This is a genomic window from Shinella lacus (genome assembly GCF_010994755.1).
GTDB lineage: Bacteria > Pseudomonadota > Alphaproteobacteria > Rhizobiales > Rhizobiaceae > Shinella > Shinella lacus.
Genome location: NZ_WHSB02000012.1, coordinates 84,947 through 108,329, shown reverse-complemented (window position 1 = coordinate 108,329; position 23,383 = coordinate 84,947). Strand labels below are relative to the sequence as shown.

Below are 23,383 nucleotides of genomic sequence, written 5' to 3'. Positions count from 1 at the left end.
TCGATCCAAAACGGTCGGGAACGGCTCCATTGGTCAAGGGACCAATTTCTCAAAGAAACCCTTGACCTTACCATCTTTGGAAGCTTTACCTATCTATGCAGTTAGGAAAAGGATTCCTTCGATGACTGCGATTTCAAAGATTACACCAGCCTCTCCGCTACCCGTCTTCACCGATTTTGGCATCGAAGGAATGACATGTGCATCCTGCGTTCTGCGCGTGGAAAAGGCTATTGCCGCCGTGCCGGGCGTCGCATCAGCGAACGTGAACCTGGCCACGGAACGAGCGACCGTCCAGTTCACGGGCGCAGCGAAGACCCAGGCGGTCGTATCAGCGATTGAACGGGCTGGTTATGAGCCCAAACTTGTCGTCCAGGAATTCGGTGTAGAAGGAATGACGTGCGCGTCCTGCGTGGCACGCGTGGAGAAGGCCTTGAAAGCGGTACCCGGTGTGGTCGATGCCACTGTCAACCTGGCCACCGAAAGGGCGACTGTTCGCGCAGCAGGTGCTGCCGACATGGTCGCCTTGGAGGCTGCGGTTCAGAAGGCTGGGTATGAAATCCGCCGCATGCATCAAGCTGCGGTTACCGACGACGCTGAAGATCGTCGTGGTGAAGAAATCAAAAAGCTGAAATCCCTTACCATCTTCTCAGCGGCCCTGACCCTCCCGTTGTTTCTGCTGGAGATGGGGTCCCACTTCATTCCCGGCGTTCACGAGCTGATCATGAACACCATTGGCATGCGGAACAATCTGTATCTGCAGTTTGCCTTGGCGAGCATCGTGCTCTTTGGACCCGGCCTGCGGTTTTTCCGAAAGGGCGTGCCGAACCTAATCCGCTGGACCCCGGACATGAACTCGTTGGTCGTTCTGGGGACGACGGCAGCATGGCTCTATTCTGTCGTGGCCACCTTTTTCCCCGGTCTGCTGCCAGCGGGTACGGCCAATGTCTACTACGAAGCTGCGGCTGTCATCGTTACCCTCATCCTGCTGGGCCGGTTCCTGGAAGCCCGCGCGAAAGGTAAAACCAGCCAGGCAATCAAACGGCTGGTCGGACTGCAAGCGAAAACAGCCTTTGTCTCGCGTGGCGACGAATTCGCGGAGACCGAGATCACTGACGTTGTCGTCGGTGACGTCATCCGCATCCGGCCGGGTGAGAAAGTGCCCGTCGATGGTGTTGTCGTCGATGGGAGTTCCTATGTCGACGAGTCCATGATCACAGGCGAACCTGTACCGGTCGAGAAGACCACCGAAAGTGGGGTGGTCGGAGGGACCATCAACAAGGCCGGCTCCTTCACTTTTAAAGCGACCAAGGTCGGCGGGGACACCCTTCTGGCGCAGATCATCAAAATGGTTGAAGCGGCACAAGGATCGAAGCTTCCGATTCAAGCTCTGGTCGACAAAGTGACCGGATGGTTCGTCCCCGCCGTCATTCTGGCGACAGTTCTCACCTTTGCGGCATGGTATGTGCTCGGCCCCGCGCCTGCGTTGAGCTTTGCATTGGTGAACGCCGTCGCCGTGCTGATCATCGCCTGCCCGTGTGCCATGGGCCTCGCGACACCGACATCGATCATGGTCGGCACTGGGCGCGCTGCCGAGCTTGGAATTCTGTTCAGGAAGGGCGAAGCGCTTCAGAGCCTTCGTGAAGCCGATGTCGTTGCGCTCGATAAAACTGGTACGCTGACGAAGGGGCGACCGGAATTGACGAATCTGATCGTTCAAGATGGGTTCACCCGGCAGGAGGTTCTTGGGCTCATCGCCAGTCTCGAAGCCCTGTCTGAGCATCCGATTGCGGAAGCGATTGTGTCCGCGGCAAAAGAAGAAGGTATCGGCTCACAACCGGTATTTGCGTTCCAGGCTACCCCTGGGCTCGGAATTGAAGGCACGGTGAATGATCGCAAGGTCCTTGTTGGCGCGGATCGTGCTTTGCGGAAGGCGGGTGTCGATCTATCAGGCGTGAGCGACAAGGCTGCTAGTTTGGGCGATGAAGGGAAATCTCCCCTGTACGCTGCCATCGACGGCGAGTTGGCTGCGGTCATTGCGGTGTCCGATCCCATCAAGGACACAACTCCGGCTGCTATCAAGGCGCTGCATGCCTTGGGCTTGCAAGTCGCTATGATAACCGGCGACAACAAGCGCACCGCCAACGCCATCGCTCGCCAACTCGGCATCGACGAGGTGGTCGCCGAGGTCCTGCCCGAAGGAAAGGTAGATGCGGTCAAGCGCTTGCGCACCGGGAACCGCAAGGTTGCCTTCATCGGCGACGGCATCAACGATGCTCCTGCCCTCACGGAAGCAGATGTGGGTCTGGCGGTCGGCACTGGCACCGACATCGCAATCGAGAGTGCGGACGTGGTGCTGATGTCTGGCGATCTGAACGGCGTGCCGAAAGCTATCGCTCTCAGCAAGGCAACGATCCGGAACATCAAGCAGAACCTGTTCTGGGCTTTCGCCTATAACGTCAGCTTGATCCCTGTCGCTGCGGGAGTGCTGTACCCGGTCAATGGCACGCTGATGTCGCCGATTTTCGCGGCTGCCGCTATGGCGATGTCCAGCGTCTTTGTCCTCGGCAACGCGCTGCGCCTTCGCTCGGTTAATCCGTAATTTTAGGGTTGCCTACGGGCAGCCCCCTCAACAAGGAGACAAAAAATGAACATCGGAGAAGCGTCCAGGGCGAGCGGCGTCTCGTCCAAAATGATCCGCTACTACGAGCAGATCAAGCTAATCGCACCCGCCCACCGTTCGGAGTCCAGCTATCGGACCTACAGCGAGAACGACATTCACACCCTGAAGTTCATCCGCAGGGCCCGGGACCTGGGGTTCTCAGTCGAGCAGATGAAGACCCTCCTCACCCTCTGGCGCGATAAATCCCGCAGCAGCGCGGATGTCAAAGCCATTGCGCTTGAACATGTTGCCGAGCTTGAGAGGAAGGCTGCAGCTATCCAGGCGATGTCCAGAACACTCAAGCACCTGGCGCACAATTGCCATGGTGACGAGCGGCCCGACTGTCCGATCATCGACGAAATCGCCAAAGCCCCCGACAACGATCTTCCAGGAATCGACGCCAAGTTCGGTGTTCACGCGATTTGACGACGGGCATCCGAATGAGGGTTGTCGGCTCCTCAAAGAAGTCGCGCTACTTCGCGCGGAATTTCGAGTGGCACGACGTGCAGGTCTGCAACATCATATGAAATGCATGTTCCGCCGACATCGCGGATGCATCGATCTTTTTCCGGGAACCTAGAATGCCACCTTCCATCGGCTCACCTTCGCTCATCCGCATATCGTCCGTCATCGCGTTCGGGTGTTCGTCAGCAGCCTTCTCCAAGACCTCTGCATAGGTTTTGAGATCGGCAGCCAGCTTTTCAAACCGACCATGATCGGTCGCGAGTGCCTCGGTTACTTTCGAGCCTTCTGCGGCTCCGATCACGCCGAAATGATTGGTCAATCGCTCACCCGCCCGCTCGATAACCGTCCTCGCCGCTTCTCCGAAGGTAGCCGACGAATACGTATCGGGTGCCTTGAACATCGCGGCAATGGTTTTCGCCGCCACCGCAATTTCCTTCATGTCCCGCTGGCGATTGACGACAACGCTGCCCACGCCGGCTGCGGCATCCACAAGCGTGACGCAGAGCACAAGCACAGCGACAGTGCCCAGACATCGCGACATGCGGCTCACTTTCGGGATATTTTTTACCATGTATGCCTGTACCCCAACGCTCAGTTAAATCGTGAATTGAAATAGACCAGTGCCATAGCGGTTGCCATGCCCTTGAAATTGCGGGGACTTGCTACGCCATCATCGCGGGGAAATCTTGTCCAAGAGTTCACTTGGCGAGCTGTTAGAGGTTTTTAACCGAACGGAATTCTAGCCGCTGGATCGCCCTGTGTATAATCGAACAGTGGATCACGTCAGGGGCCTGCGGCGAGACGGAGATGAAACGCAACTCCAAAAACCCCTTGACCTTTCCACCGTTGGAAGGGGCAGCATCACTCTACGAGCACGGTGTTGACAGAGATCAATGTCGGCAAGGCTTGAACGAGTAACGTTCGATGCGGCGAAGGCGAGTTGAGCAATGAGCTGGTGTGACAAGAGATCGGACTTCTGGAGGGTTGTGGTAGCTCTGATCGCCGCCGCAATCTTCCTAAGCGCGCCTGCTTCGCACGCCGCCATTCATACGTGTGACAGCGCACATAGTTCAACCGTCGTGCATGAGCAGGATCACCACCATGCGGTGTCGTCTAATGATGCGCTCAATGACAAGACTTGCTGCAGCTCCGCTTGTCCAGTCTGCTCTACGACAATCGCCGATTCACTCCCAGAGATAAGAGCGCCGTTTTCCGCTCGCCCACAAATACATTGGCTGGTGCGCCTTTCAGGGCATGTCCCCTCACCTGGGTTTGAACCCCCTCGATCTGTTGCCTGACGGCCTCGTGCCGATGCGCGGCACAATCATCAACAACATGGTCGGCATGCCGACCGAGATCGAGAGAGACACCATGCATCGTCGACATTTTTTGAAAACGCTGGCCATCGGCGCAGCGGCAATTTCACCACTGGGTGCCGCCGTCGCCCGAGCCAGCGCACCCGTGACCGACTTGATTATCAGAAAACGTGTCCTTGAAGTGAACGGTAAGCCTGCAACCGTGTTCGGGCTCACGAACCGCAACGGCGGAGCAGGACTCGTCCTGGACGCGGAAACACAGTTCAATGTCCGCCTCCTCAATGAAACAGCAGAGGAAACCTTGATCCACTGGCATGGGCTAACGCCGCCATGGAGCATGGATGGAGTTCCTGACAATCCTGCGACCCTTTTGAACGCGAAAGAAACCAGACTGTACGATTTCCCCGTTGGCAACGGCGGCACCCACTGGATGCATGCCCACACGCTTCAGGAACAGAGCCTTTTGGCGGCACCTTTGATTGTACGAACCGCCGGAGATCGGGCAACTGACGCACAGGAAGTGGTGGTCCTCCTCCATGATTTTTCGTTCAAATCGCCCGAAGAGTTGTTGGCGGGTCTTCAGTCTGAAGGGTCTGGCCATGGCATGCCGATGGATCACGGCGACATGTCGACCATACTGACGAGCCAGCATGCCGGTCACCAGATGCCGGTGGGTGGTGATGCGGCCACGGCGATGCCGACGAGGGACATGCAGACCATGGACTTCAACGACATCGAATACGACGCCTATCTCGCCAACGACCGGACCCTTGATGATCCCGAGGTCGTTCAGGTAGAGAAAGGTGGCCGAGTCCGACTGCGCATCATCAATGGTGCCACAGCGACGGCTTTCACCATCGACACAGGCTCCGTCGACGGTGAGCTGATTGCGGTCGACGGAATCAATATCGTCCCAATCGTCGGACGTCGCTTCCCTGTTTTTATGGGCCAGCGCGTCGATGTCAGAGTGAAACTGCCCGCCGGACCGGGCACCTTTCCCATTCTGGCCCTGCGCGAAGGAGCTCAGGAACGAACAGGCATCGTCCTTGCCACCGCCGACGCCCAATTGGGCAAAATCGATGCCCTGGGCACGGAAAAGGGCCCGGTCCTTGACCTCGCATTGGAGAAGCAGTTCGTTAGCCTGACGCCGCTGGCGGTCCGCCCCCCTGATCGTCACTACGCTTTGATGCTCACTGGCGACATGGCGAAGTACACTTGGCAGATCGGAGAGTCGGAGCCGCTGAATGTCGCCAAGGGGCAGCGAGTACAGATATCGATGCACAACATGTCGATGATGGCCCATCCTATGCACCTACATGGTCACCATTTTCAGGTCGTGGAAATCAATGGAGAGAAACTGACAGGCGCGGTGCGCGACACTGTGGTCCTTCCGCCCATGACCCAGGTTACCATCGAATTCGATGCGAAAAACCAGGGTCGCTGGCCGCTGCATTGCCACCACCTCTACCATATGGCGACGGGCATGATGTCGTTCGTCACCTATGACGGCGCAATCTAACGGGAGGCTGACATGACGAGCGAACATCGTGGGCATGCCCACCATCGACACGAGCATGGCCACGATCACTCATCGAACGTGGTTCCATTGAAGCCTGCAACGTCCATCGATGCAGCCGAGGGTGTCGTCTACACCTGCCCGATGCATCCCCAAGTTCGTCAGCCAGGGCCGGGGAACTGCCCAATCTGCGGCATGGCTCTGGAACCGGAAACGCCGGAGGTCGCGACGGGGCCAAGCGCCGAACTGATCGACATGACACGCAGATTCTGGATCGGTTTAATCCTGTCTGTGCCGGTACTTATTCTGGAAATGGGCGGGCACCTGACGAACCTGCACATGGTGCTCGGGCCACAGACCTCGAACTGGGTCCAGCTGGTTTTGGCAACACCGGTGGTTCTTTGGGCCGGCTGGCCATTCTTTGAACGAGGTTGGCAGTCCGTCATCACCCGCCACCTAAACATGTTTACGCTCATCGCCATGGGCACCGGCGTCGCCTGGATTTACAGCGTGGTTGCGACGATCATGCCAGGTATCTTCCCGGAAACGTTTCGCTCAAGCGAGGGTGCAGTCGCCGTTTATTTCGAGGCGGCGGCGGTGATCACGGTTCTCGTGTTGCTTGGCCAGGTACTGGAGCTTCGGGCGCGGGAACAGACCGGGGGTGCTATACGTGCGCTTCTCGATCTGGCTCCAAAGACCGCAAGGCGCGTCAATGATGACGGTAGCGACGAGGATATTGGCCTCGACGCCGTATCGGTCGGAGACCGCTTGCGTGTTCGGCCAGGTGAAAAGGTCCCGGTCGATGGTGCCCTTCTGGAAGGTCGCAGCTCCATCGACGAGTCCATGATAACCGGCGAATCGATGCCGGTTACAAAGGAAGTTGGTTCAAAGTTGATCGGGGGCACGATGAACCAGACCGGTGGCTTCATCATGGAGGCCGGTAAGGTCGGCAAGGACACCATGCTTTCCCAGATCGTGAAAATGGTTGCCGAGGCTCAGCGTTCGCGGGCTCCTATCCAGCGTCTGGCAGACGAAGTTTCCGGGTGGTTCGTGCCGGTAGTCATCGCCGTGGCAATCATCTCCTTTTTTGTTTGGTTCTTCATTGGCCCTGAGCCGCGCTTCGCCCATGGGCTTGTTGCAGCTGTCGCAGTTTTGATTATCGCCTGCCCGTGCGCGCTCGGCCTTGCTACACCCATGTCGATTATGGTCGGCGTTGGCCGAGGTGCTGGGCTTGGTGTCCTGATCAAGAACGCGGAGGCACTTGAGCGGTTCGAAAAGGTCAATACGCTAGTAGTCGATAAAACCGGAACCCTAACCGAGGGTCGGCCAAAATTAACCGCCATCGTTCCGCGTGACGGCGTCTCCGAAACTGACCTTCTCCAGACGGCGGCGACGCTTGAAAGGTCGAGCGAACACCCGCTCGCCCTTGCTATTGTCAACGCGGCGACAGAACGCGGAATTGCCGTTGGGGATGCTCAGGACTTTGACAGCCCGGTGGGCAAGGGCGTGACGGGGGTCGTCAATGGCAAAAAGCTAGTCCTCGGCAGCCACCGGATCATGGAAGAAAACAGTATCGACGTATCCTCGGTCACAGTTCAGGCCGAAGAACTGCGAAACGAGGGCGCAACGGTCATCTTCATGGCTGCCGATGGGCATGTCGAGGGATTGTTTGCTATCGCCGACCCCGTGAAGGTGACAACCCCGGAAGCCGTCAAGGCCCTTGTCGCGGAAGGGGTCAGGGTGGTGATGCTAACTGGCGACAACAAGACGACGGCGCTTGCGGTGTCACGTCGTCTGGGGATTTCGGAAGTAGAGGCAGAGGTGCTTCCCGAAGACAAAAGCAAGATTGTTTCCCGACTGAGAAGCGAGGGCAAAATCGTTGCCATGGCGGGCGACGGTGTCAACGATGCTCCTGCCCTGGCAGCTGCCGACGTTGGCATCGCCATGGGTACCGGTACCGACGTTGCTATCGAAAGTGCTGGTGTCACCCTGCTGAAAGGCGACCTACAGGGAATTGTACGTGCCCGTCAGCTCAGCCGAGCAACGATGGCAAACATTCGCCAAAACCTGTTCTTCGCCTTTATCTACAACGCGGCGGGTGTGCCAGTGGCAGCCGGTATTCTATACCCGTCTTTCGGGCTGCTCTTGTCTCCGATCATCGCAGCGGCAGCCATGGCGCTGTCGTCGGTGAGCGTAATTGGCAACTCGCTCAGGCTTAGAAGCACGGCCCTGTAATGGCCCACCCTTCCTACGGGTCGCGCGCTCGTTGCGCGCGCTTCCATCTGGAATTTGCATCGCTTTCACCCATCTTAGCTGCGGCTCGGCAGCATGCGGCAAAATCGCGCTCCTCGCCGCGATCCCGGCGTATGCAGTAATCTTGATATTACAACGAAGGCGGATGTTTCACTCCGGATCATGGTGCTCCAGCTTGTCCGAGGCCTGACTGGCAAACCCGGAAAGATAGGCTTTTCCTCCTCGGGCGGCCAAATTTCCAGGTGGAGGTGAAAGCAAGGCGATAGGCGTTTTTTAACGCCCACTACGCGGCTGAGCATTCAGTCTCGCTGCGGGACACCCACGTTTCCAAGCGTCGGACAGACGCTGTGATTTTCGTGACCTAGACGTTTATGGGAAGGATTGCCAAAATTGAGCAATATGGTATACCCCCCTATATTAATATGATGGAGCTACAGTGATGAATTCATTCCACGGGCACAACCATGGCCGCTCGCTCGACGCCACCCATGAGCATTTCTTCCTCGGCGACAACCACGCGCGGAACGAACGGCGCACGTGGCTCGTGATCGCGATCACGGCGACCATGATGGTGGTGGAGATCGTCGCCGGCAACATGTTCGGATCGATGGCTCTCACGGCGGATGGCTGGCATATGTCCACCCACGCCGCTGCCCTCCTCATCGCGGCACTGGCCTATCTCTATGCCCGCAAACACGCCGACAACCGTCGCTTTTCATTTGGTACCGGCAAGCTCGGAGACCTCGCAGGCTTTGCAAGTGCTGTGGTGCTGGCGCTGATTGCGCTGCTGATTGGTTGGGAAAGCTTCCTACGCTTCCAATCACCCGTCGCAATCAATTTCAAGGAAGCCATCATGGTGGCTGTTGTCGGCCTGATCGTGAATCTTGTCTGCGCGTGGCTTCTACGGGGCGACCACCATCACGGGCATGACCACCATGGCCACGGGCACGCGGTAGCAAAGGATCAGAACCTTCGCGCCGCCTATGTCCACGTGCTGGCCGATGCCCTGACCTCGGTTCTGGCGATCGGTGCACTGGTCTTCGGCAGCCTCTACGGCTGGCGATGGCTGGACCCAGCGATCGGAATTGTCGGAGCCATCGTGATCGCCCGCTGGTCGTGGGGGTTGATCCGCGACGCAGGAGGCGTGCTCCTCGACTACATTCCACCAGGCGAAGACCTGCCGGAGGAAATTCAGGAGATCATCGGCAAGGAAGGCGCGGAGATCGTTGATCTTCACATCTGGCAGCTCGGGCCTGGCCACCATGGCGCGATCGTTTCACTTGTGGCCGATCACCCCAAAACGCCATCATACTACCGCGCAAAACTTGCCGCTATCCATGATTTGTCGCATGTGACAGTGGAGGTCGAAGCCCGCGCGGCCTAGCCTTCAACTGTGCATCCGAGGAGTACTGGCATGACTCACACCACCCGAGAGAAGCAAAAGCTGATAAACCGCGTGCGACGCATCCGCGGGCAAATGGAAGGCATCGAGCGGATGCTCGATGACGGAAAGGGCTGCGTCGAGGTCATGCAGTCCATTGCCGGAGCGCGGGGAGCGATGAACGGCCTCATGGGCGAGGTCATTGAAGACCACATCCGCATGCATCTTGCCGCAGAGGGGCTTACCCAGAAGGAACGGGATGAGGGCGCGGCCGAGTTGATCGACGTTGTTCGCGCCTATCTAAAATAAGGTTTGTCATGAAGAACAACTCGCCCTGCACCGATGTCTGTCGTTTCGACCCACGCAACACATGGTGCTTGGGCTGCGGCAGGACTGCTGATGAAATCAAGGCTTGGCGCAAACTGTCGCCCTACCGCCGCACGACCCTATCGACCGAGTTGAAACGGCGCATGAAACGCCGGGTTGAACGTTCATGAATTTGCCGCCCGCGTGAAGATCGGCAAGACAACTCCATCAAATGCTCAAGTGAAAGAAAACGCTCAAGTAGACGTGAGTTCTGTAGCGGTACACAAAGAAACTCAGATTTCTGCGAGCCTACCATGGACCCCAACGCACCGTAGTGAGTACCCGCAGCCAAGAGGAAATCATAATTCGTACCAACCTCTACATGCTCATGAACGTCGTCATCGTTGCGCGCTGCACGTCAATGAAGTGGTGGCCCCGACGAGGAGTCGTCGGGGCCACCTCAGGTCACGCGGCCATCTGCTCACAACTCTCCGCACATCTGCGGCATGCGTCCACGCAGCCCTGCATATCACCGACCCGTTCGCAATCATCGGCACACTGGCGGCAAATCTCGGCGCATTCTCGGCAAATGTGCTCATGGTGATCGCTACCGATGAGCATGAAATGAGCCGACGTCCGGCAAATTTCGGCGCACGCCATCATCAGCTTGAAGTGCGCAGGCTCGGTATGCTTGCCGCCCACATCCAAACAGTGCCCCATCGCCATAGATAAACATTCGCTGTAGCAGGCCAAGCAGCTTTCGATGCAGGCTTTCATCTCGGAGGATTGATGATGCATCACTTGACCTCCTTATCGACCCAGGACGTCAGCTCTTCGACCTCCTTCGTTTGATCGTCGATAATTTTCTGAGCTGCCGCTTTAGCCTCAGCGTTATCGCCGTGTTTCAGTTCGACCTCAGCCATGCTGATTGCACCCATATGGTGCGCAATCATGCCGCACACGAACGAGACGTCAGGGTCTTTTTTCATCATTCCCTGCATCATGTTCATGTTCATCATCTTCATGCCGTCCATCGAGTCTTTCTGGTAGTCAGTCATTTCGGGCATGGACATTTCGTGGCCTTGCATCGCGGTGTCACCCGGTTTGGCCATGTCGGACTTACATTTCTCCGGATACGCCATCTGTGCTGCGGCCGGGAACGAGCCGACTACGGTGGCCAGTAGGATTGCGGCGACGGATGATTTCAGAAGGGTTTTCATTTTGAACTCCTGTTTGTGAGAGGAAAACACGTCACAGCGACAGGGTTCGAGGGGGTGGGTCGATGGATTTGTCGAGCACGAGGGCGACATCTGTTTGAAGCCGTATTTCTGGGAGATATCGGATCGCAAGCGGTGGCCCAGGTGTCGAAACGTCCTGGATGACCGGGCAGCAATGAAGGTTGGTGCAGCAAGTGCCCGTGGGAAACATCTCCCGGTGGGAATCGCTTGTGCTAACCTCAACCTCGCTACACCCCATTTGGTGTGCCCCAGCGGGTGTAGCGGCCATGACGTGGAGCACCATCAGCAAAACACTGATCGCGCGCAGAACTTCCCGAAGTTGGGTTCGCACCTGCATTCAAAGCTCCCAAAACTCAAATGCAAACCCTGGTAGAGCTTAAAGGTTCCCGTTCTCCGCCTCTGGAAACTTTGTGACGACCTGGAGACCGGGCTCGTTATCCAGCAGTTCGGTATTTGCGCCGTGCAACTCAGCGATTGCCTTGACCAGGCTGAGACCCAATCCAGACCCGGTTGTCGTTCTGCTCTTTTCGAGGCGATAAAACCGGTCGAAAACGCGTTTCCGTTCTTCACGAGGAATCCCAGAGCCGTTATCTGAAACGCCCAAACTGATGGTGCGATGGCCACGCGAGAGTTCTAAAGCGATTTTCGACCCGTCTGGCGTATGCCTCATTGAGTTCGTCAGAAGGTTGGCCAACAACTGCCGGATGAGATCGGGATCACCATTTATAAGGCAAGCTCCACATCCGATACTCAGGGATAGCTCGTATCCAGCCTCGACAGCAATAGCCTCGTAGATTTCGTAAAGGTCAGTGACCAAGGGCTTCAGATCGAACACGGTGAAGTTTTCTGTTCGGATGCGCGCCTCGATCTGCGCGATCCGCAGGAGGGCGTCGAAGGTGTCGGCAATGGATTTAAGTTCGACCAAGGCGGTTTCGATCCCGCCTCTCATATCCCCGACCCCATCGGATTCCATGGCATCCTCAAGGACAAGGAAGGTCCGCCCAATCGGTGTCTTCAGATCGTGAGCAACGTCCGTGGTTACCTGTTTGAGGGTAGAAACGCTCAATTCCAGCCGCGCCAACGCGACATTGATCTCAGAAGAAAGGACGTCGATTTCATCCATCCGAGGTGAAACTGGAAGCCGTTTAGAAAGCTCGCCATGTCCAATTTCGTGCGCGGTGCGGGAGAGGACGAAGATGCGCTTACGAGTGCGATAGGCCAGGATCGCCGCTCCTGTCATACCGACGGCAAGGATGATCGCGGTCGCCCACCCGAAACTTATCAAAACTATCCGGGCCAGTTCGTCGGTGTCGCGGTAGCTGATACCAACGGTCAGGTCGTTTTCACCCAATGGGCCTCGGAACAACTTGTAGTGCGACGTGCTTGCGTGTTGGTCCTCCGGCCGGAGCAGCGAGAACCCTGCTGGCACATCTGCCAGCTCCGCGTTACCGGCGACCAGTTCGCCAGCGGGCCCTCGCAGTGTGTACATTGTCTCCTGGCCCCTGATGGCAGGGCCATGGCTCTCGATCATTTGAGCAGCGCCGCCGAGACCTCGCGCCTCATAGGCTGAGGCAATTTCTCGGTACCGTTCCATGACATTGGCATTCAGCCGATCATCCAGGAACCGCACCGCCATCTGGTAGGCCGCGATATTCGCTACGAGATAGGCAATCGCAAACAGTGCAATATAGATGATCGCGAGCCGGACAGCCGTGCTCTTGAATACGTTACCCGCGAGCATGCAACGTATAACCGGTGTTTTTGACTGTGTGCAAAAGTGGATTCGCGAATGGTTTGTCAATTTTCGCCCTCAGGCGGCTGATGTGGGTTTCCACAACGGAACTTTGCGGGTCGAAATTGAAGTTCCATATCTTTTCGAGGAACATCGTTTTTGTGAGAACCCTCCCCTCGTTGCGCATCAACAGTTCTAGCAACGAGAATTCGCGCGGTAGGAGTTCGATGCGCTGCCCGGCGCGACTGGCGGTTCTGGTGACCAGGTCCATCTCCAAGTCACCTACCCGCAACTTTGTCCTTTCCATTGCAATTGGCGGGCGTCGAACAAGGGCATTGATCCGAGCAGTCAGTTCTGAAAACGCAAAAGGCTTCACTAGATAATCATCACCGCCTGCTTCCAGTCCCTCGACCCTATCGTCCACACCGCTCATTGCCGTGAGAAACAACACTGGCGTTCGAACCGATGCTGCTCGTAAGCCTTTGACGAGATTCAGGCCATCCAGACCAGGGATCATTCGATCTACAACGAGAACATCGTACCCCGGGTCCAAGCCCGCCGCGAGCGCGTCACGCCCATCCCGGAGCCAGTCTACTGCGTGCCCTGCAGTGCTCAAACCCTTTTGAATGTAGGTTCCTGTGATCTGATCATCTTCGACTAGAAGTATTTTCATGCGGCAAAGAATTCTTCTTGAGTTTTGGCCCTGTAGTGAAACCGGTAGCTCACTTCAACGCTCTGAGATTCGGGCATTCTTGCGGCAGATATTGTGATCCCCGGTTTACAAATTTGTATAGTGCGGGACAGGTGGCCGAAAAACGAGCGATCTAAATTCCAAATGCTGCACGTAGCAGTTTAAACGAGGAATAGATCATGATGAAACAAATCGCCGTCACCGTTGTCTCCCTGCTGTCCGTCACCTCGGGTGCCTTCGCCAACACCATGCTCAGCGAAACCGCTTCACCCATCGCGAAGATTACGCAGGGACACGGCAATCCGGGAGAGTCGGCATCGTCGACGTCCGATCCCGACGTTAGCTTCAGGGTCCTGGACAACGGCAAGGTCGAACGTACCAACAGCCGGTATGGCTCGGTATCGATTATCGATCCGCAGGCAGACTACCTGAAGAAGAACCGCAGCAATTAACGGCAACGGCCAACACACGCTCGTCGGCTCGCGAGCTGCCGAGCGGGCTCCCATTTTTGGCGCGTGGTGGATATGCCACACAAACGGCGCGAATCCGTGATTGAGAGGAGCGTCGATTGACAATGTCCAAGGGTCTAGCGATCTATTTAAGTATGAGCGGAATTTTTCGATTCGCATCTGCAGCCGTAGCGCTGGCCTTCCGACTGGTGATCCTTGTGTCACTGGCTGGATATAGCTTGTCTACAGTCAACGCTGCAATGCATCCGGAAGTGCCGGTCGAAGCGACCCAGGTCGAGGCGGACCATTCAATGTCCCATGGCAGCGATCACGCTGCCATGGCCGTCGATGACCACCATGGCGACCAACACGACCATGCCGACTCCAAAAGCTCGAAGAAAAGCTGCTGTCAGGACTATTGTGGCGTCACGGCCATTGACTGCGGCAGCGCGACACTAGCCCATCCGCGTCTCGAACCGGTCCACGGCTTTATCGATGACACGCGCTATGTCGGTTTGGCACCACGTTTGCATCTGCCGCCTAATATCTGAGAAGTAGCCGCCCTTTGAGGGTGTTTCTGTGTCTTTGCGCGATTACGCGCTCTGACGCGCCTGTCATCTATTTCTCGGATTTTCACCATGAAACGTTTGTTCCTGGTGGCTGCTCTTCCGTTCGTTGTGAGCGGATGTGCATCCACGCTGCCCGAAGTCGTTGCCTCTTCCAATCATCCCGACACGGTAGTCGATGTCGCCCCTATCGCTTACCAGAACCCCGTCGGTGCCTATTCCCACCGCGTGCCGGTCGATCCCAAGCCGTGGCGTGGTCTCAACGATGCCCAAGCACCCGGCGGAGGTGCATGATGGTATCGCTGAAGATCAAACTGATCTCGACCCTGGTGCTTCCGATTTTCGCAACCGGCTGCGTAAGCACCGGGTATTCAGCGAAGGATGCGGGTTTCGCCAGCGCTTCCGCAAAGAGTTCCGAGGCGACCGGTAAGCAGACTGTGTGGGTACAGAACCGCCAGCAGGCGGAGCAGACACGCGAACGCGTAAAGGCGCTGATGGCCAAAAAGACCATCGACGTCGAGACCGCCGTCCAGGTCGCACTTCTAAACAACAAGGGCTTGCAGGCATCTTACGCCGATCTCGGCGACAGTGCGGCTGACGCTTGGCAGACAAAGCTGTCCGTCCTCCCGTCGTTCTCAGTAGGACTTTCTGGTATCGGCACCCCTGGTCTCGAAGCATACCGGGTTTTGGAAGGCGCCATTGCCGCAAACATCCTTGCGCTGGCCACCTACGACAAAAACATCAAACTGGCGGAAACCCGATTTCGGCAGGCACAGTTGAACGCGGCACTCGAAACGATCTCGCTGGCTTCAGAAACCCGCCGCGCATGGATCAATGCCGTAGCTGCATGGGAAAATGTTGTCTATCTCAACCAGGCCAAGGTTGCCGCCGACGCCGCCTCCGAGTTGGCGAAGAAGATTGGCGAAGCCGGATCGATGGCGAAAGCCGATCAGGCGCGTGAGCACGTTTTCTATGCCGAGTTGACAGGCGAAACTGCGAAGGCGCGTCTGGAAGCGAAACTCGCCAAGGAAGAGTTGATCCGGCTGATGGGGTTGTCCGGATCGGATATTAACTTCCAGATTCCGAACCGCCTGCCTTCGCTGCCGAAGGGCTTGATCAAGCGGGACGACATCGAAGCCGAGGCGATCCAAAAACGCATGGACCTGCAGGTCGCACGCCTGGAGCTTGATGCAACCGCTCAATCCTACAAGCTGGAGGATGTCACCCGGTTCGTCACCGACATTGAGCTGGTCGGCACACTGGAACAGGAACGGGAGCTTGAGGATGGGAAAATCCATCGCAGCATCTCGAAGACTGCGTCACTAGAGTTCACGATACCGATCTTCGATTCCGGTCAGGCCCGGATGCGGAAAGGCGAACTCGCCTACATGCGGGCTGCCAACCAGCTTGCGGAAAAGGCTGTCAATATTCGCTCCGAGGCTCGGTCCGCTTACGTGGCATATCGGTCGAACTATGACATCGCCCGTCACTACCGAAACAGTGTTCTGCCGCTTCGTAGTGCAATCGAGGAACAGTCCCTCCTCACCTACAACGGCATGATCACCAGCACCTTCGAACTGATCGCGGATACCCGTGAAAAGATCGACTCCACCATCCTTGCCGTCAACGCCAAGCGCGACTTCTGGCTCGCGGAAGCGAACCTTGCACCTGTCATCTATGGCGGCAGCACGGGGTCGGCATCGGCGGAGACCGAAGTCGCATCGGCTGAGGAAGCCGAAAGCGGCGGGCACTGAGAAAGGAAACGAAGATGTTCAATAGAAGACAGTTTCTTGGAGCCGGCGCGGCCAGCGCAGCGCTCGTCTCCTCCACATCCTGGGGGCAGACCTCCAACATGGGCCTGCCGGAAGCCGCGATCATGGACACGGCAGCCACCCAGACCCCAGTACGTCCGACCAGCGGGCCGGAATACACCCCCGTCGTAACGCTGAACGGCTGGACATTGCCCTACCGCATGAACAACGGCGTCAAGGAATTTCACCTTGTCGCGGAGCCTGTCGAGCGCGAGATGGCCGAGGGCATGACGGCCTATCTGTGGGGCTACAACGGCCAGTCCCCGGGACCGACAATCGAGGCGGTCGAGGGGGATCGTGTTCGCATATTTGTGACCAACAAGCTACCGGAGCACACGACCATCCACTGGCATGGGATGATCCTCCCATCAGGCATGGATGGTGTCGGTGGTTTGTCGCAGCCCCACATCCCCGTCGGCAAGACGTTCGTCTACGAGTTCGATCTCGTGAAGTCCGGCACCTTCATGTACCACCCGCACTCGGACGAAATGGTCCAGATGGCAATGGGCATGATGGGTTTCTTTGTCATCCATCCAAAAGACCCGAAGTTCATGCGCGTCGATCGGGACTTTGTGTTTCTGCTTAGCGGCTACGACATAGATCCCGGCACCTACGTTCCGCGTGTCATGGAAATGACGGACTTCAACCTTTGGACCTGGAACAGCCGCGTCTTTCCCGGCATCGACCCGCTGGTCGTCTCCAAGGACGACCGGGTGCGTGTGCGCGTCGGCAACCTGACGATGACCAATCACCCGATCCACATGCACGGTTACGATTTCGAGGTGACATGTACCGACGGCGGCTGGGTCCGGCCGGAGGCGCGTTGGCCGGAAGTCAGCATCGACATCCCCGTCGGTGCGATGCGGGCGTACGAATTTGACGCCAAGTATGTCGGCGACTGGGCAATTCATTGCCACAAGTCGCACCACACCATGAACGCGATGGGACACGAAATCCCGACGTTCATCGGCGTCGACAAGAAGGAGGTTGCCAAGAAGATCAGGCAATTCCGTCCCGAGTATATGCCCATGGGCACCGCCGGTATGGCGGATATGGGTGAAATGTCGATGGAGATACCGGAAAACACCGTTCCCATGATGACTGGATGGGGTCCCCACGGCCCTATCGAGATGGGGGGTATGTTCTCCGTGGTGAAGGTCCGCGAGGGCATCTCGGCGGGCGATTACAGCGACCCGGGCTGGTACGAAAACCCACCCGGTACACAGGCTTGGGAATGGACGGGAGCACTTCCGGATATTCCCAAGGCCAAGGATGCAAAGACAAAGCTCACTCCGAAGCACTCGGATCACGGCTGATTAGATACTCTCAACCAAAGGACAGAATTATGAAAACTGTACTCATTGGCCTCCTGCTGGCCACTCTCGCAACGCCGGTCCTCGCATCGGGCTCCCATGAAGGTGGCCACGGAGAAATGACCGTCGGGGAACCTGGCGACAAGTCCAAGGCGACGCAGACGGTCCGCGTCACCATGAAGGAGACGGACGACGGCAAGATGATCTTCACCCCGAACAACTTCAAGGTTCGCAAGGGGCAGACCATCGTGTTCGCGGTCAAGAACGCTGGCGAACTCGATCACGAGTTCGTTCTCGACCAGGAAGACAAAGTCATGGAGCACAAGGCCGTCATGGAAAAGTTCCCGGAGATGGAACATGACGACCCGAACGCGATCCGCCTCGCCCCGGGCAAGACCGGCGAGATCGTCTGGAAGTTCACCAACGATGGCGTCTTCAAAATCGCGTGCCTGGTCCCCGGCCACTATGACGCGGGCATGCACGGCGACGTCACGGTCGCCAAGAAGTAATCAGAAAGGAACCTAATATGAAAACCATCGCGAAGATCACCATCGCCGCCGCAATCGCGCTCGCCTCCGCCACTGGCGCATTCGCCCAGGAGTTTACGAACGGCACAGTGAAGAAGGTGGACGAGAAGGCAAAGAAGGTTACGCTCATCCACGACGAACTGAAAAGCCTCGAAATGCCGGCGATGACCATGGTTTTCCAAGTCGCCGATGAAGCGTTTCTGGAAAAGCTCAAGGTCGGCGCCAAGGTCCAGTTCGTTGCCGAGCGGGTCAATGGCAAGCTGACCGTCACCCAGGTAAAGTAAGGCTGCGAGGCCGCGCCTCGCACGAGGCGCGGCTGTTCGCTCACAGGAAACACTTCTCTTTGAATCCTGAGTTGCTACCGCATTGAACTCTACTATGACACAGGCTGGAAGCAGAGCGTCTTCCAGAGGTCCCCTTTCCAGTCGTCCGCCACAGCAGGCGTCTCCAGCTTGTAGAGAACGCTCCCCACCTTGACAGCTTTTGGCGCCGTGCACCGCACCCGAACCAAATGGTGCCCATAGTCGGCGAAGATCGTCTGGCCGCCCGGGTCTTGCTCGGTCAGCTCGACCTCGACATCGTAGTCAAACTGCAAATCGGCAGACGCTTCAGACATGAGAATGGCCAAGCTGATAATCCTGTTGTCCGGGAACTCGGCAACATGGAAAGGCTGTCGCTCTTGAGCTTCGCTGGCGGTTCCAAGCGTCGCCAGAGTGATCGCTGTCAGTATCGCGCCGAGCTGCCTCATGAGCCCACTCCAATGGGATTGGATCCCCCAGCTTTATACCACGAACGGTACTGCGCTAACAGTGACTCGACTGCAGATGTGACACAAGGAAATGGGCAGACCGGCGATGCCGTTCTGGTGGTGGTGCTGTTTGGCCGCCGCAAGATTCCGGAACTGATGGGCGACGTCGCCAAGGGCATCAAGAACTTCAAGAAGGGCATGTCCGACGAGGGGGCCGCCGCCGCCGACAAGTCGAAGACGCGAGACCGCAAGGCGGACGAGATCGCCGTATTGCCGCGCAACGCTTCGACATAGGGGACACCGAGGAAAATCTAGGAAGCATGGCGCGAAGGTTATCCAGATCGTCGGAAGTGCGCCGAGGCAAACGGCTTGGGACGACTCGAGTGCAGCGCACCGTCGGCTTGGTCGACAGCCACGGTCAACCGAGCGTCTCAGGCAAGCCCCGGCACGGTTGCGGGTCAGCACAACGCACGCCGGCGGCGTTTGCGTTCACCGCCAGACAATGCTTCACTACTTCAACGGGAATTGGTCAATGGCGCTGCACGCAACGAGGCTCGGGAGGCCCTACATATGGCGAAAAGTGCACAACAAATCGACGCAGCAGCCCGCAACCCGGACTTCGTCGGACAAGGGGGCAGAACAAGGTCTGTTCAAAATCCTGCGCTAAGCTCGAACGGACCCTGAACATCACGCGGCGCGGAGGATTTTTCTGGCAAGTCGCAAGGGCCTGAAGCCTTCGGACATCTGCTGCTCGGTGTCCCATGAATAGATGCCGGTGAGATTTATGTGCTCCCAACTGAGGGGCGAGACGTGTTTCAGCAACTCGTCGGGGTTATTTCGGCCTTGCTGGCGCAGATGAGCCGTTGCCCGGCTGAGGTAGACGGTGTTCCAATGGACGATGGCGCTGACCACCAGGTTGAGACCGGAAGCTCGGAAGGCCTGGCTGTCAAAGGAGCGATCACGGATCTCGCCGCGCTCATGGAAAAAGACGGCGCGTTTGAGCTTGTGAGCGGCCTCGCCCTTGTTGAGCCCGGCCTGGCAACGCCGACGCAGTGCCGGGCTGGAATACCACTCGATCATGAACAGGGTGCGCTCGATGCGGCCGAGTTCGCGCAACGCTTTGGCGAGATCGCTGGATTTCGACGATGCGGAGAACTTCTTGAGGATCGCCGACGGCGCGACGGTGCGCGTCGTGATCGACGCGGCAAGGCGCAGGAGTTCGTCCCAATGGTCCATGATGAGGGCGGTGTTGATCGGCACGCCGATATGATTTGCCAGCGCCGGATAGATATCGGCCTTCTCGAAGGTGTGCAGTTTCCGGTCCTTGATATTGCGAAGGCGCGGCGCGAAGCGCTTGCCGATCAGGCAGAACAGCGCAAAAACATGATCGCTGGCGCCGCCGGTATCGGTGAACAGCTCTTCGATCTCCAGAACCGTGTCGTGGTCGAACAGGCCGTCGAGCACATAGACGGCCTCGCTTTCGGTCGGGCTGATCGGCAGGATGCTGTAATAGCCGTATTGGTCGGAAAGCCCGCTGTAGAACTTCGAGCCCGGCTCGCTGCCATAATGCAGGTTGATGTCGCTGCGCCTTGCGGCCCGGTCACTGGCGCGGAAGAATTGCCCATCGGATGAGGCTGTCGTTCCGTCGCCCCAAATTTGCGCATGCGGATGGCGGGTATGGGCATCGGTGACGCAGGCCTGCGCGGCCCGATAGGTTTCGGAGCGGGCATGGAAGCTGCGCATCCAGCCGATCTGGTGGGCGCTGATCCCCTTCGACGCCCCAGCCATGCGTTTCGGGCCGAGATTCGTGCCATCGGCAAGCACGCCGGCCAGCATGGCGGCGATGTTTTGCGGCGCATCTCCCGTCCGGACATGAGTGAACTGGTCGGCAAACCCGGTCCACTCATGCACTTCCCGCAGGAGATCGGGCACCTCGACCAGAGGATACATCTCCGTGATTTCGGCATTGATGGCTTCCGCCGCGGCGGGAGCATCGCTGGTATGCGGCGTCACGATCAGCGTGCCGTTTTCCATCCTGACGCCATCGAGCTTGCCGAAACGGGCGCGCCAGGCCAGCCGTTTGAGGTTGACGTCCATCATCTCCCGGACGTCCGCGAGCCAGGCAGCGCAGTCGGTCTGGACACCGAGGCCAAGCTGATCTTGCCCCCTCAGGGCGACAAAGGTTGGCTTCGGCATGAGATCTTCGTCTATCGGCCGGAATGACCGGCTGCCCTCGACCCACACATCGCGCGAATGCAGCCGGTCCCGTAAATGAGCGAAGGTGGCGATTTCATAAAGCCGCCGATCCGGCTTGCCATCCTCGAAGACCAGTTTCCTTTCGTTCGCACCCAGATGGCCGACCGGCACGCGATCCGGCAGAACACGGCGTCCCTCCACATAAAGCATTTTCAGGGTCGCGACCGCCGCAAGCAGCGGATCGTGCCGACGGCGCGAGCGGAACGTGAATGCCTGAAGGAAAGCGCCGGCAAACTTGCGGATGTTTCCATGTTGCTCGGCCGCCAGCACCAGCGGCGAAGCGTTGGCGCTCTCCACCATCGCCTCGAGACCGGGCTTGATCTGCAGCAGCCGATGCCAGCCGACTTGCCGGTTTACCGTCTCGATCGCATCTTCATCGGCATCATTGGCGGCCTGCAAGGCAACGATCGTGTCGAGGAACAGTCGCAGCGCCTTGGACGTTTCCATGCGGGCGTTCATGTGACGCTGCTTTCTCCGGTTGTTCGCCTGGGAGAACAGCCGGCCCATCAGCTTGATGAACATGGTCATTGCATCGTCGGTGAGCTTCTGGCCGAGCTTGATAATCTGCACCACGATCGTCGCACGCCGGCGGCTGGCGCCAAATTCGCCGGCGAGCCAGGCCGGTGCTGCATCACCTTCCCGGACCATCTGGTCCCATCGTCCGGAGGGGATGCGGGCCTGTAAGCGTGGATCGATCCCGAGCGAACGCAGGAACATGATACGCTCCGTCAAACCGACCAAATTCCCCGCTCCCGGTGCATCGGGCGCGGAACGCAGCCAGTGAAAGCGCGTCTGACCTATTGCAGGATCAACGTCCAGCAGGGCATCGAGGGCTTCGAGCTTGTCCGGATCGAGATCCGAGATCAGCGCGGCCTCGGCACGGCGGCGGGCGATTGCGCGCGCTGCCAACCCCATGCGCTCGATCATGGTCACCACCGGCAGCAGAACCCGGCGCTCCCGATACATGGTGATGATTGCGTTTGCGATCACCGCTCCCTTGTCGGTCGTTGAAGCTGTTTCGATAGCTGCCAGGAGCGCCGCGCGTCGATCCTCGCCTGTCGGGCTTCTCATTTCGAGATAGCCCAACAGGCGCGCGACGTGGTTCATGCGTGTTTCTTCGCGGCGAGCATACAATTCGAATGACGCCGGGTCGGCTCCGACTTGCTCAGCAACATGGTTGAGCATCGGCATGGGAAGGGCTTCGTTGGCAATAAGCGCACGGCCGGGATAACGCATCAGGCAGAGCTGCAGCGCAAATCCCAGCCGGTTATGCTCGCGACGGCGAACCTCGATTTCGAGTCGATCTGCCGGGGACAGGGAATAATGACGGATCAGACTGTCTTCGTCAGTTGGAATACCGACAAGCTCTTGTCGATCATGAGGCTTGAGAAGCGTCCGCCGGGCCACCGTTCTTACTCCTTACAATATGCGCTGGTGGCCAAACCTCTGTCCGGAAACGGACGTTTGCGTACAGGGGTAAAACACCCTGTCCAGAAATTATCTTGACAAATTTATGAACAGAGGCGATATTTTGGACAGCCTATTCGGACAAAATTGCCCTCATGCCACGCACCTTCGCCTATGTCCGCGTCTCCACGACCGGCCAGACGACCGAGAACCAGATTCAGGAAATCGAAGCCGCCGGCTTCCAGGTCGAACCGCGCCGGATCGTCACCGAGACGGTTTCCGGCAGCACCGCCATCGCGCAACGCCGCGGCTTTTCCCGACTCATGGACAAGCTGGAATCCGGCGACATTCTGATCGTGACAAAGCTCGACCGCCTGGGGCGTGATGCGATCGACGTCAGCACCACCGTCAGAACACTGGCCGAAATGGGCGTGAGGGTCTATTGCCTCGCGCTCGGCGGCGCCGACCTCACCGGCTCGGCCGGCACCATGACCATGAATGTGCTCAATGCCGTCGCCCAATTCGAGCGGGATTTGCTGATCGAGCGGACGCAATCCGGTCTCAAGCGCGCCAAGTCGGAAGGCAAGACCCTCGGCCGACCCTTCACGCTCAGCGATGAACAGAAGCAGGGTGTCCGCAACGATCTCGCGACGGGCATGAGCGTTTCGGCGATAGCAAGGAAATTCGCGACCAGCCGGCAGACCATTATGCGGGTTCGAGACGAGGGGTCACGGTCCGTTCGACCTTAG

The 23,383-nt window shown here is 58.0% G+C and carries 23 protein-coding genes; 16 read left to right on the top strand and 7 right to left on the bottom strand.

The window, feature by feature from the left end; translation table 11 throughout:
* Nucleotides 1–121: 121 nt before the first annotated feature.
* Both GB927_RS25400 and cueR read left to right on the top strand, forming a co-directional pair.
* Nucleotides 122–2,599, top strand: a complete 2,478-nt coding sequence (locus tag GB927_RS25400; RefSeq protein WP_256120012.1) for a heavy metal translocating P-type ATPase — start codon at nt 122–124, stop codon at nt 2,597–2,599.
* A 45-nt stretch (nt 2,600–2,644) separates the two neighbouring features.
* On the top strand, nt 2,645–3,085 hold the full coding sequence (cueR, locus tag GB927_RS25395) for a Cu(I)-responsive transcriptional regulator (protein WP_256120011.1): 441 nt from the start codon (nt 2,645–2,647) through the stop codon (nt 3,083–3,085).
* Between the two features lie 46 nt (nt 3,086–3,131).
* Here the strand turns inward: cueR and GB927_RS25390 are convergent, their stop codons facing one another.
* Nucleotides 3,132–3,695, bottom strand: a complete 564-nt coding sequence (locus GB927_RS25390; protein WP_256120010.1) for a cytochrome c — start codon at nt 3,693–3,695, stop codon at nt 3,132–3,134.
* An 800-nt stretch (nt 3,696–4,495) separates the two neighbouring features.
* Between GB927_RS25390 and GB927_RS25385 the strand changes: the two genes are divergently transcribed.
* The 5 genes from GB927_RS25385 to GB927_RS25365 all read left to right on the top strand — a co-directional run bounded on the left by GB927_RS25385 (nt 4,496) and on the right by GB927_RS25365 (nt 10,087).
* The gene (locus GB927_RS25385; RefSeq protein ID WP_256120086.1) at nt 4,496–5,959 is read left to right on the top strand and encodes a multicopper oxidase family protein; all 1,464 of its coding nucleotides are present in this window, start codon (nt 4,496–4,498) and stop codon (nt 5,957–5,959) included.
* A gap of 12 nt (nt 5,960–5,971) precedes the next feature.
* Nucleotides 5,972–8,191 (top strand): copper-transporting P-type ATPase, encoded by a 2,220-nt coding sequence (locus GB927_RS25380; protein WP_256120009.1) that lies wholly within the window; start codon nt 5,972–5,974, stop codon nt 8,189–8,191.
* A gap of 457 nt (nt 8,192–8,648) precedes the next feature.
* A complete protein-coding gene (dmeF, locus tag GB927_RS25375) occupies nt 8,649–9,593 on the top strand; it encodes a CDF family Co(II)/Ni(II) efflux transporter DmeF (RefSeq protein ID WP_256120008.1) in 945 nt (314 codons plus the stop codon).
* 30 nt (nt 9,594–9,623) lie between these two features.
* Nucleotides 9,624–9,899, top strand: a complete 276-nt coding sequence (locus GB927_RS25370; protein ID WP_256120007.1) for a metal/formaldehyde-sensitive transcriptional repressor — start codon at nt 9,624–9,626, stop codon at nt 9,897–9,899.
* An 8-nt stretch (nt 9,900–9,907) separates the two neighbouring features.
* Nucleotides 9,908–10,087: a DUF1289 domain-containing protein gene (locus GB927_RS25365; RefSeq protein ID WP_256120006.1), complete on the top strand. Its 180-nt coding sequence runs from the start codon at nt 9,908–9,910 to the stop codon at nt 10,085–10,087.
* A 274-nt stretch (nt 10,088–10,361) separates the two neighbouring features.
* Here the strand turns inward: GB927_RS25365 and GB927_RS25360 are convergent, their stop codons facing one another.
* The 4 genes from GB927_RS25360 to GB927_RS25345 form a co-directional block, all read right to left on the bottom strand.
* On the bottom strand, nt 10,362–10,694 hold the full coding sequence (locus GB927_RS25360) for a four-helix bundle copper-binding protein (protein ID WP_256120005.1): 333 nt from the start codon (nt 10,692–10,694) through the stop codon (nt 10,362–10,364).
* Complete coding sequence (locus GB927_RS25355; RefSeq protein WP_256120004.1) at nt 10,694–11,116, bottom strand: DUF305 domain-containing protein; 423 nt, start codon at nt 11,114–11,116, stop codon at nt 10,694–10,696. The genes GB927_RS25360 and GB927_RS25355 overlap by 1 nt, the downstream gene beginning before the upstream one ends.
* Nucleotides 11,117–11,510: 394 nt before the next feature.
* Entirely contained in the window at nt 11,511–12,875 is a 1,365-nt protein-coding gene (locus tag GB927_RS25350; RefSeq protein ID WP_256120003.1) for a sensor histidine kinase, read from the bottom strand.
* Entirely contained in the window at nt 12,862–13,539 is a 678-nt protein-coding gene (locus GB927_RS25345) for a winged helix-turn-helix domain-containing protein (protein WP_256120002.1), read from the bottom strand. Before GB927_RS25345 ends, GB927_RS25350 begins: the two co-directional genes overlap by 14 nt.
* A gap of 197 nt (nt 13,540–13,736) precedes the next feature.
* Between GB927_RS25345 and GB927_RS25340 the strand changes: the two genes are divergently transcribed.
* The 7 genes from GB927_RS25340 to GB927_RS25310 all read left to right on the top strand — a co-directional run bounded on the left by GB927_RS25340 (nt 13,737) and on the right by GB927_RS25310 (nt 18,507).
* Complete coding sequence (locus GB927_RS25340; protein WP_256120001.1) at nt 13,737–14,009, top strand: hypothetical protein; 273 nt, start codon at nt 13,737–13,739, stop codon at nt 14,007–14,009.
* 122 nt (nt 14,010–14,131) lie between these two features.
* A complete protein-coding gene (locus tag GB927_RS25335; RefSeq protein WP_256120000.1) occupies nt 14,132–14,557 on the top strand; it encodes a hypothetical protein in 426 nt (141 codons plus the stop codon).
* A gap of 87 nt (nt 14,558–14,644) precedes the next feature.
* Complete coding sequence (locus tag GB927_RS25330; RefSeq protein WP_256119999.1) at nt 14,645–14,866, top strand: hypothetical protein; 222 nt, start codon at nt 14,645–14,647, stop codon at nt 14,864–14,866.
* Nucleotides 14,866–16,326, top strand: a complete 1,461-nt coding sequence (locus GB927_RS25325; protein WP_256119998.1) for a TolC family protein — start codon at nt 14,866–14,868, stop codon at nt 16,324–16,326. The genes GB927_RS25330 and GB927_RS25325 overlap by 1 nt, the downstream gene beginning before the upstream one ends.
* 14 nt (nt 16,327–16,340) lie before the next feature.
* Complete coding sequence (locus GB927_RS25320) at nt 16,341–17,699, top strand: multicopper oxidase family protein (protein ID WP_256119997.1); 1,359 nt, start codon at nt 16,341–16,343, stop codon at nt 17,697–17,699.
* Nucleotides 17,700–17,728: 29 nt separating this feature from the next.
* Nucleotides 17,729–18,205 carry a cupredoxin domain-containing protein gene (locus GB927_RS25315; RefSeq protein ID WP_050747124.1) on the top strand — a complete coding sequence of 159 codons (477 nt, stop codon included), beginning with the start codon at nt 17,729–17,731 and terminating at the stop codon, nt 18,203–18,205.
* Between the two features lie 17 nt (nt 18,206–18,222).
* Nucleotides 18,223–18,507 (top strand): copper-binding protein, encoded by a 285-nt coding sequence (locus tag GB927_RS25310; RefSeq protein ID WP_256119996.1) that lies wholly within the window; start codon nt 18,223–18,225, stop codon nt 18,505–18,507.
* Nucleotides 18,508–18,599: 92 nt separating this feature from the next.
* Here the strand turns inward: GB927_RS25310 and GB927_RS25305 are convergent, their stop codons facing one another.
* Nucleotides 18,600–18,971, bottom strand: coding sequence for a hypothetical protein (locus GB927_RS25305; RefSeq protein ID WP_256119995.1), 372 nt, complete (start codon nt 18,969–18,971; stop codon nt 18,600–18,602).
* A 78-nt stretch (nt 18,972–19,049) separates the two neighbouring features.
* Here GB927_RS25305 and GB927_RS25300 point away from each other — a divergent pair, with 78 nt between their 5' ends.
* Entirely contained in the window at nt 19,050–19,265 is a 216-nt protein-coding gene (locus tag GB927_RS25300; protein WP_256119994.1) for a twin-arginine translocase TatA/TatE family subunit, read from the top strand.
* Between the two features lie 393 nt (nt 19,266–19,658).
* Here the strand turns inward: GB927_RS25300 and GB927_RS25295 are convergent, their stop codons facing one another.
* The gene (locus GB927_RS25295) at nt 19,659–22,634 is read right to left on the bottom strand and encodes a Tn3 family transposase (RefSeq protein ID WP_256119993.1); all 2,976 of its coding nucleotides are present in this window, start codon (nt 22,632–22,634) and stop codon (nt 19,659–19,661) included.
* A gap of 155 nt (nt 22,635–22,789) precedes the next feature.
* Between GB927_RS25295 and GB927_RS25290 the strand changes: the two genes are divergently transcribed.
* On the top strand, nt 22,790–23,383 hold the full coding sequence (locus GB927_RS25290) for a recombinase family protein (protein WP_006473461.1): 594 nt from the start codon (nt 22,790–22,792) through the stop codon (nt 23,381–23,383).

Bases quoted from the DNA above. Each gene is read 5' to 3' on its own strand.
- GB927_RS25335 (WP_256120000.1), top strand. From the start codon at position 14,132: ATGTCCAAGGGTCTAGCGATCTATTTAAGTATGAGCGGAATTTTTCGA.
- cueR (WP_256120011.1), top strand. From the start codon at position 2,645: ATGAACATCGGAGAAGCGTCCAGGGCGAGCGGCGTCTCGTCCAAAATG.
- GB927_RS25385 (WP_256120086.1), top strand. From the start codon at position 4,496: ATGCATCGTCGACATTTTTTGAAAACGCTGGCCATCGGCGCAGCGGCA.
- dmeF (WP_256120008.1), top strand. From the start codon at position 8,649: ATGAATTCATTCCACGGGCACAACCATGGCCGCTCGCTCGACGCCACC.
- GB927_RS25355 (WP_256120004.1), bottom strand. From the start codon at position 11,116: ATGAAAACCCTTCTGAAATCATCCGTCGCCGCAATCCTACTGGCCACC.
- GB927_RS25365 (WP_256120006.1), top strand. From the start codon at position 9,908: ATGAAGAACAACTCGCCCTGCACCGATGTCTGTCGTTTCGACCCACGC.
- GB927_RS25350 (WP_256120003.1), bottom strand. From the start codon at position 12,875: ATGCTCGCGGGTAACGTATTCAAGAGCACGGCTGTCCGGCTCGCGATC.
- GB927_RS25330 (WP_256119999.1), top strand. From the start codon at position 14,645: ATGAAACGTTTGTTCCTGGTGGCTGCTCTTCCGTTCGTTGTGAGCGGA.
- GB927_RS25340 (WP_256120001.1), top strand. From the start codon at position 13,737: ATGATGAAACAAATCGCCGTCACCGTTGTCTCCCTGCTGTCCGTCACC.
- GB927_RS25380 (WP_256120009.1), top strand. From the start codon at position 5,972: ATGACGAGCGAACATCGTGGGCATGCCCACCATCGACACGAGCATGGC.
- GB927_RS25320 (WP_256119997.1), top strand. From the start codon at position 16,341: ATGTTCAATAGAAGACAGTTTCTTGGAGCCGGCGCGGCCAGCGCAGCG.
- GB927_RS25345 (WP_256120002.1), bottom strand. From the start codon at position 13,539: ATGAAAATACTTCTAGTCGAAGATGATCAGATCACAGGAACCTACATT.
- GB927_RS25360 (WP_256120005.1), bottom strand. From the start codon at position 10,694: ATGCATCATCAATCCTCCGAGATGAAAGCCTGCATCGAAAGCTGCTTG.
- GB927_RS25290 (WP_006473461.1), top strand. From the start codon at position 22,790: ATGCCACGCACCTTCGCCTATGTCCGCGTCTCCACGACCGGCCAGACG.
- GB927_RS25310 (WP_256119996.1), top strand. From the start codon at position 18,223: ATGAAAACCATCGCGAAGATCACCATCGCCGCCGCAATCGCGCTCGCC.
- GB927_RS25390 (WP_256120010.1), bottom strand. From the start codon at position 3,695: ATGGTAAAAAATATCCCGAAAGTGAGCCGCATGTCGCGATGTCTGGGC.
- GB927_RS25315 (WP_050747124.1), top strand. From the start codon at position 17,729: ATGAAAACTGTACTCATTGGCCTCCTGCTGGCCACTCTCGCAACGCCG.
- GB927_RS25370 (WP_256120007.1), top strand. From the start codon at position 9,624: ATGACTCACACCACCCGAGAGAAGCAAAAGCTGATAAACCGCGTGCGA.
- GB927_RS25400 (WP_256120012.1), top strand. From the start codon at position 122: ATGACTGCGATTTCAAAGATTACACCAGCCTCTCCGCTACCCGTCTTC.
- GB927_RS25325 (WP_256119998.1), top strand. From the start codon at position 14,866: ATGGTATCGCTGAAGATCAAACTGATCTCGACCCTGGTGCTTCCGATT.
- GB927_RS25305 (WP_256119995.1), bottom strand. From the start codon at position 18,971: ATGAGGCAGCTCGGCGCGATACTGACAGCGATCACTCTGGCGACGCTT.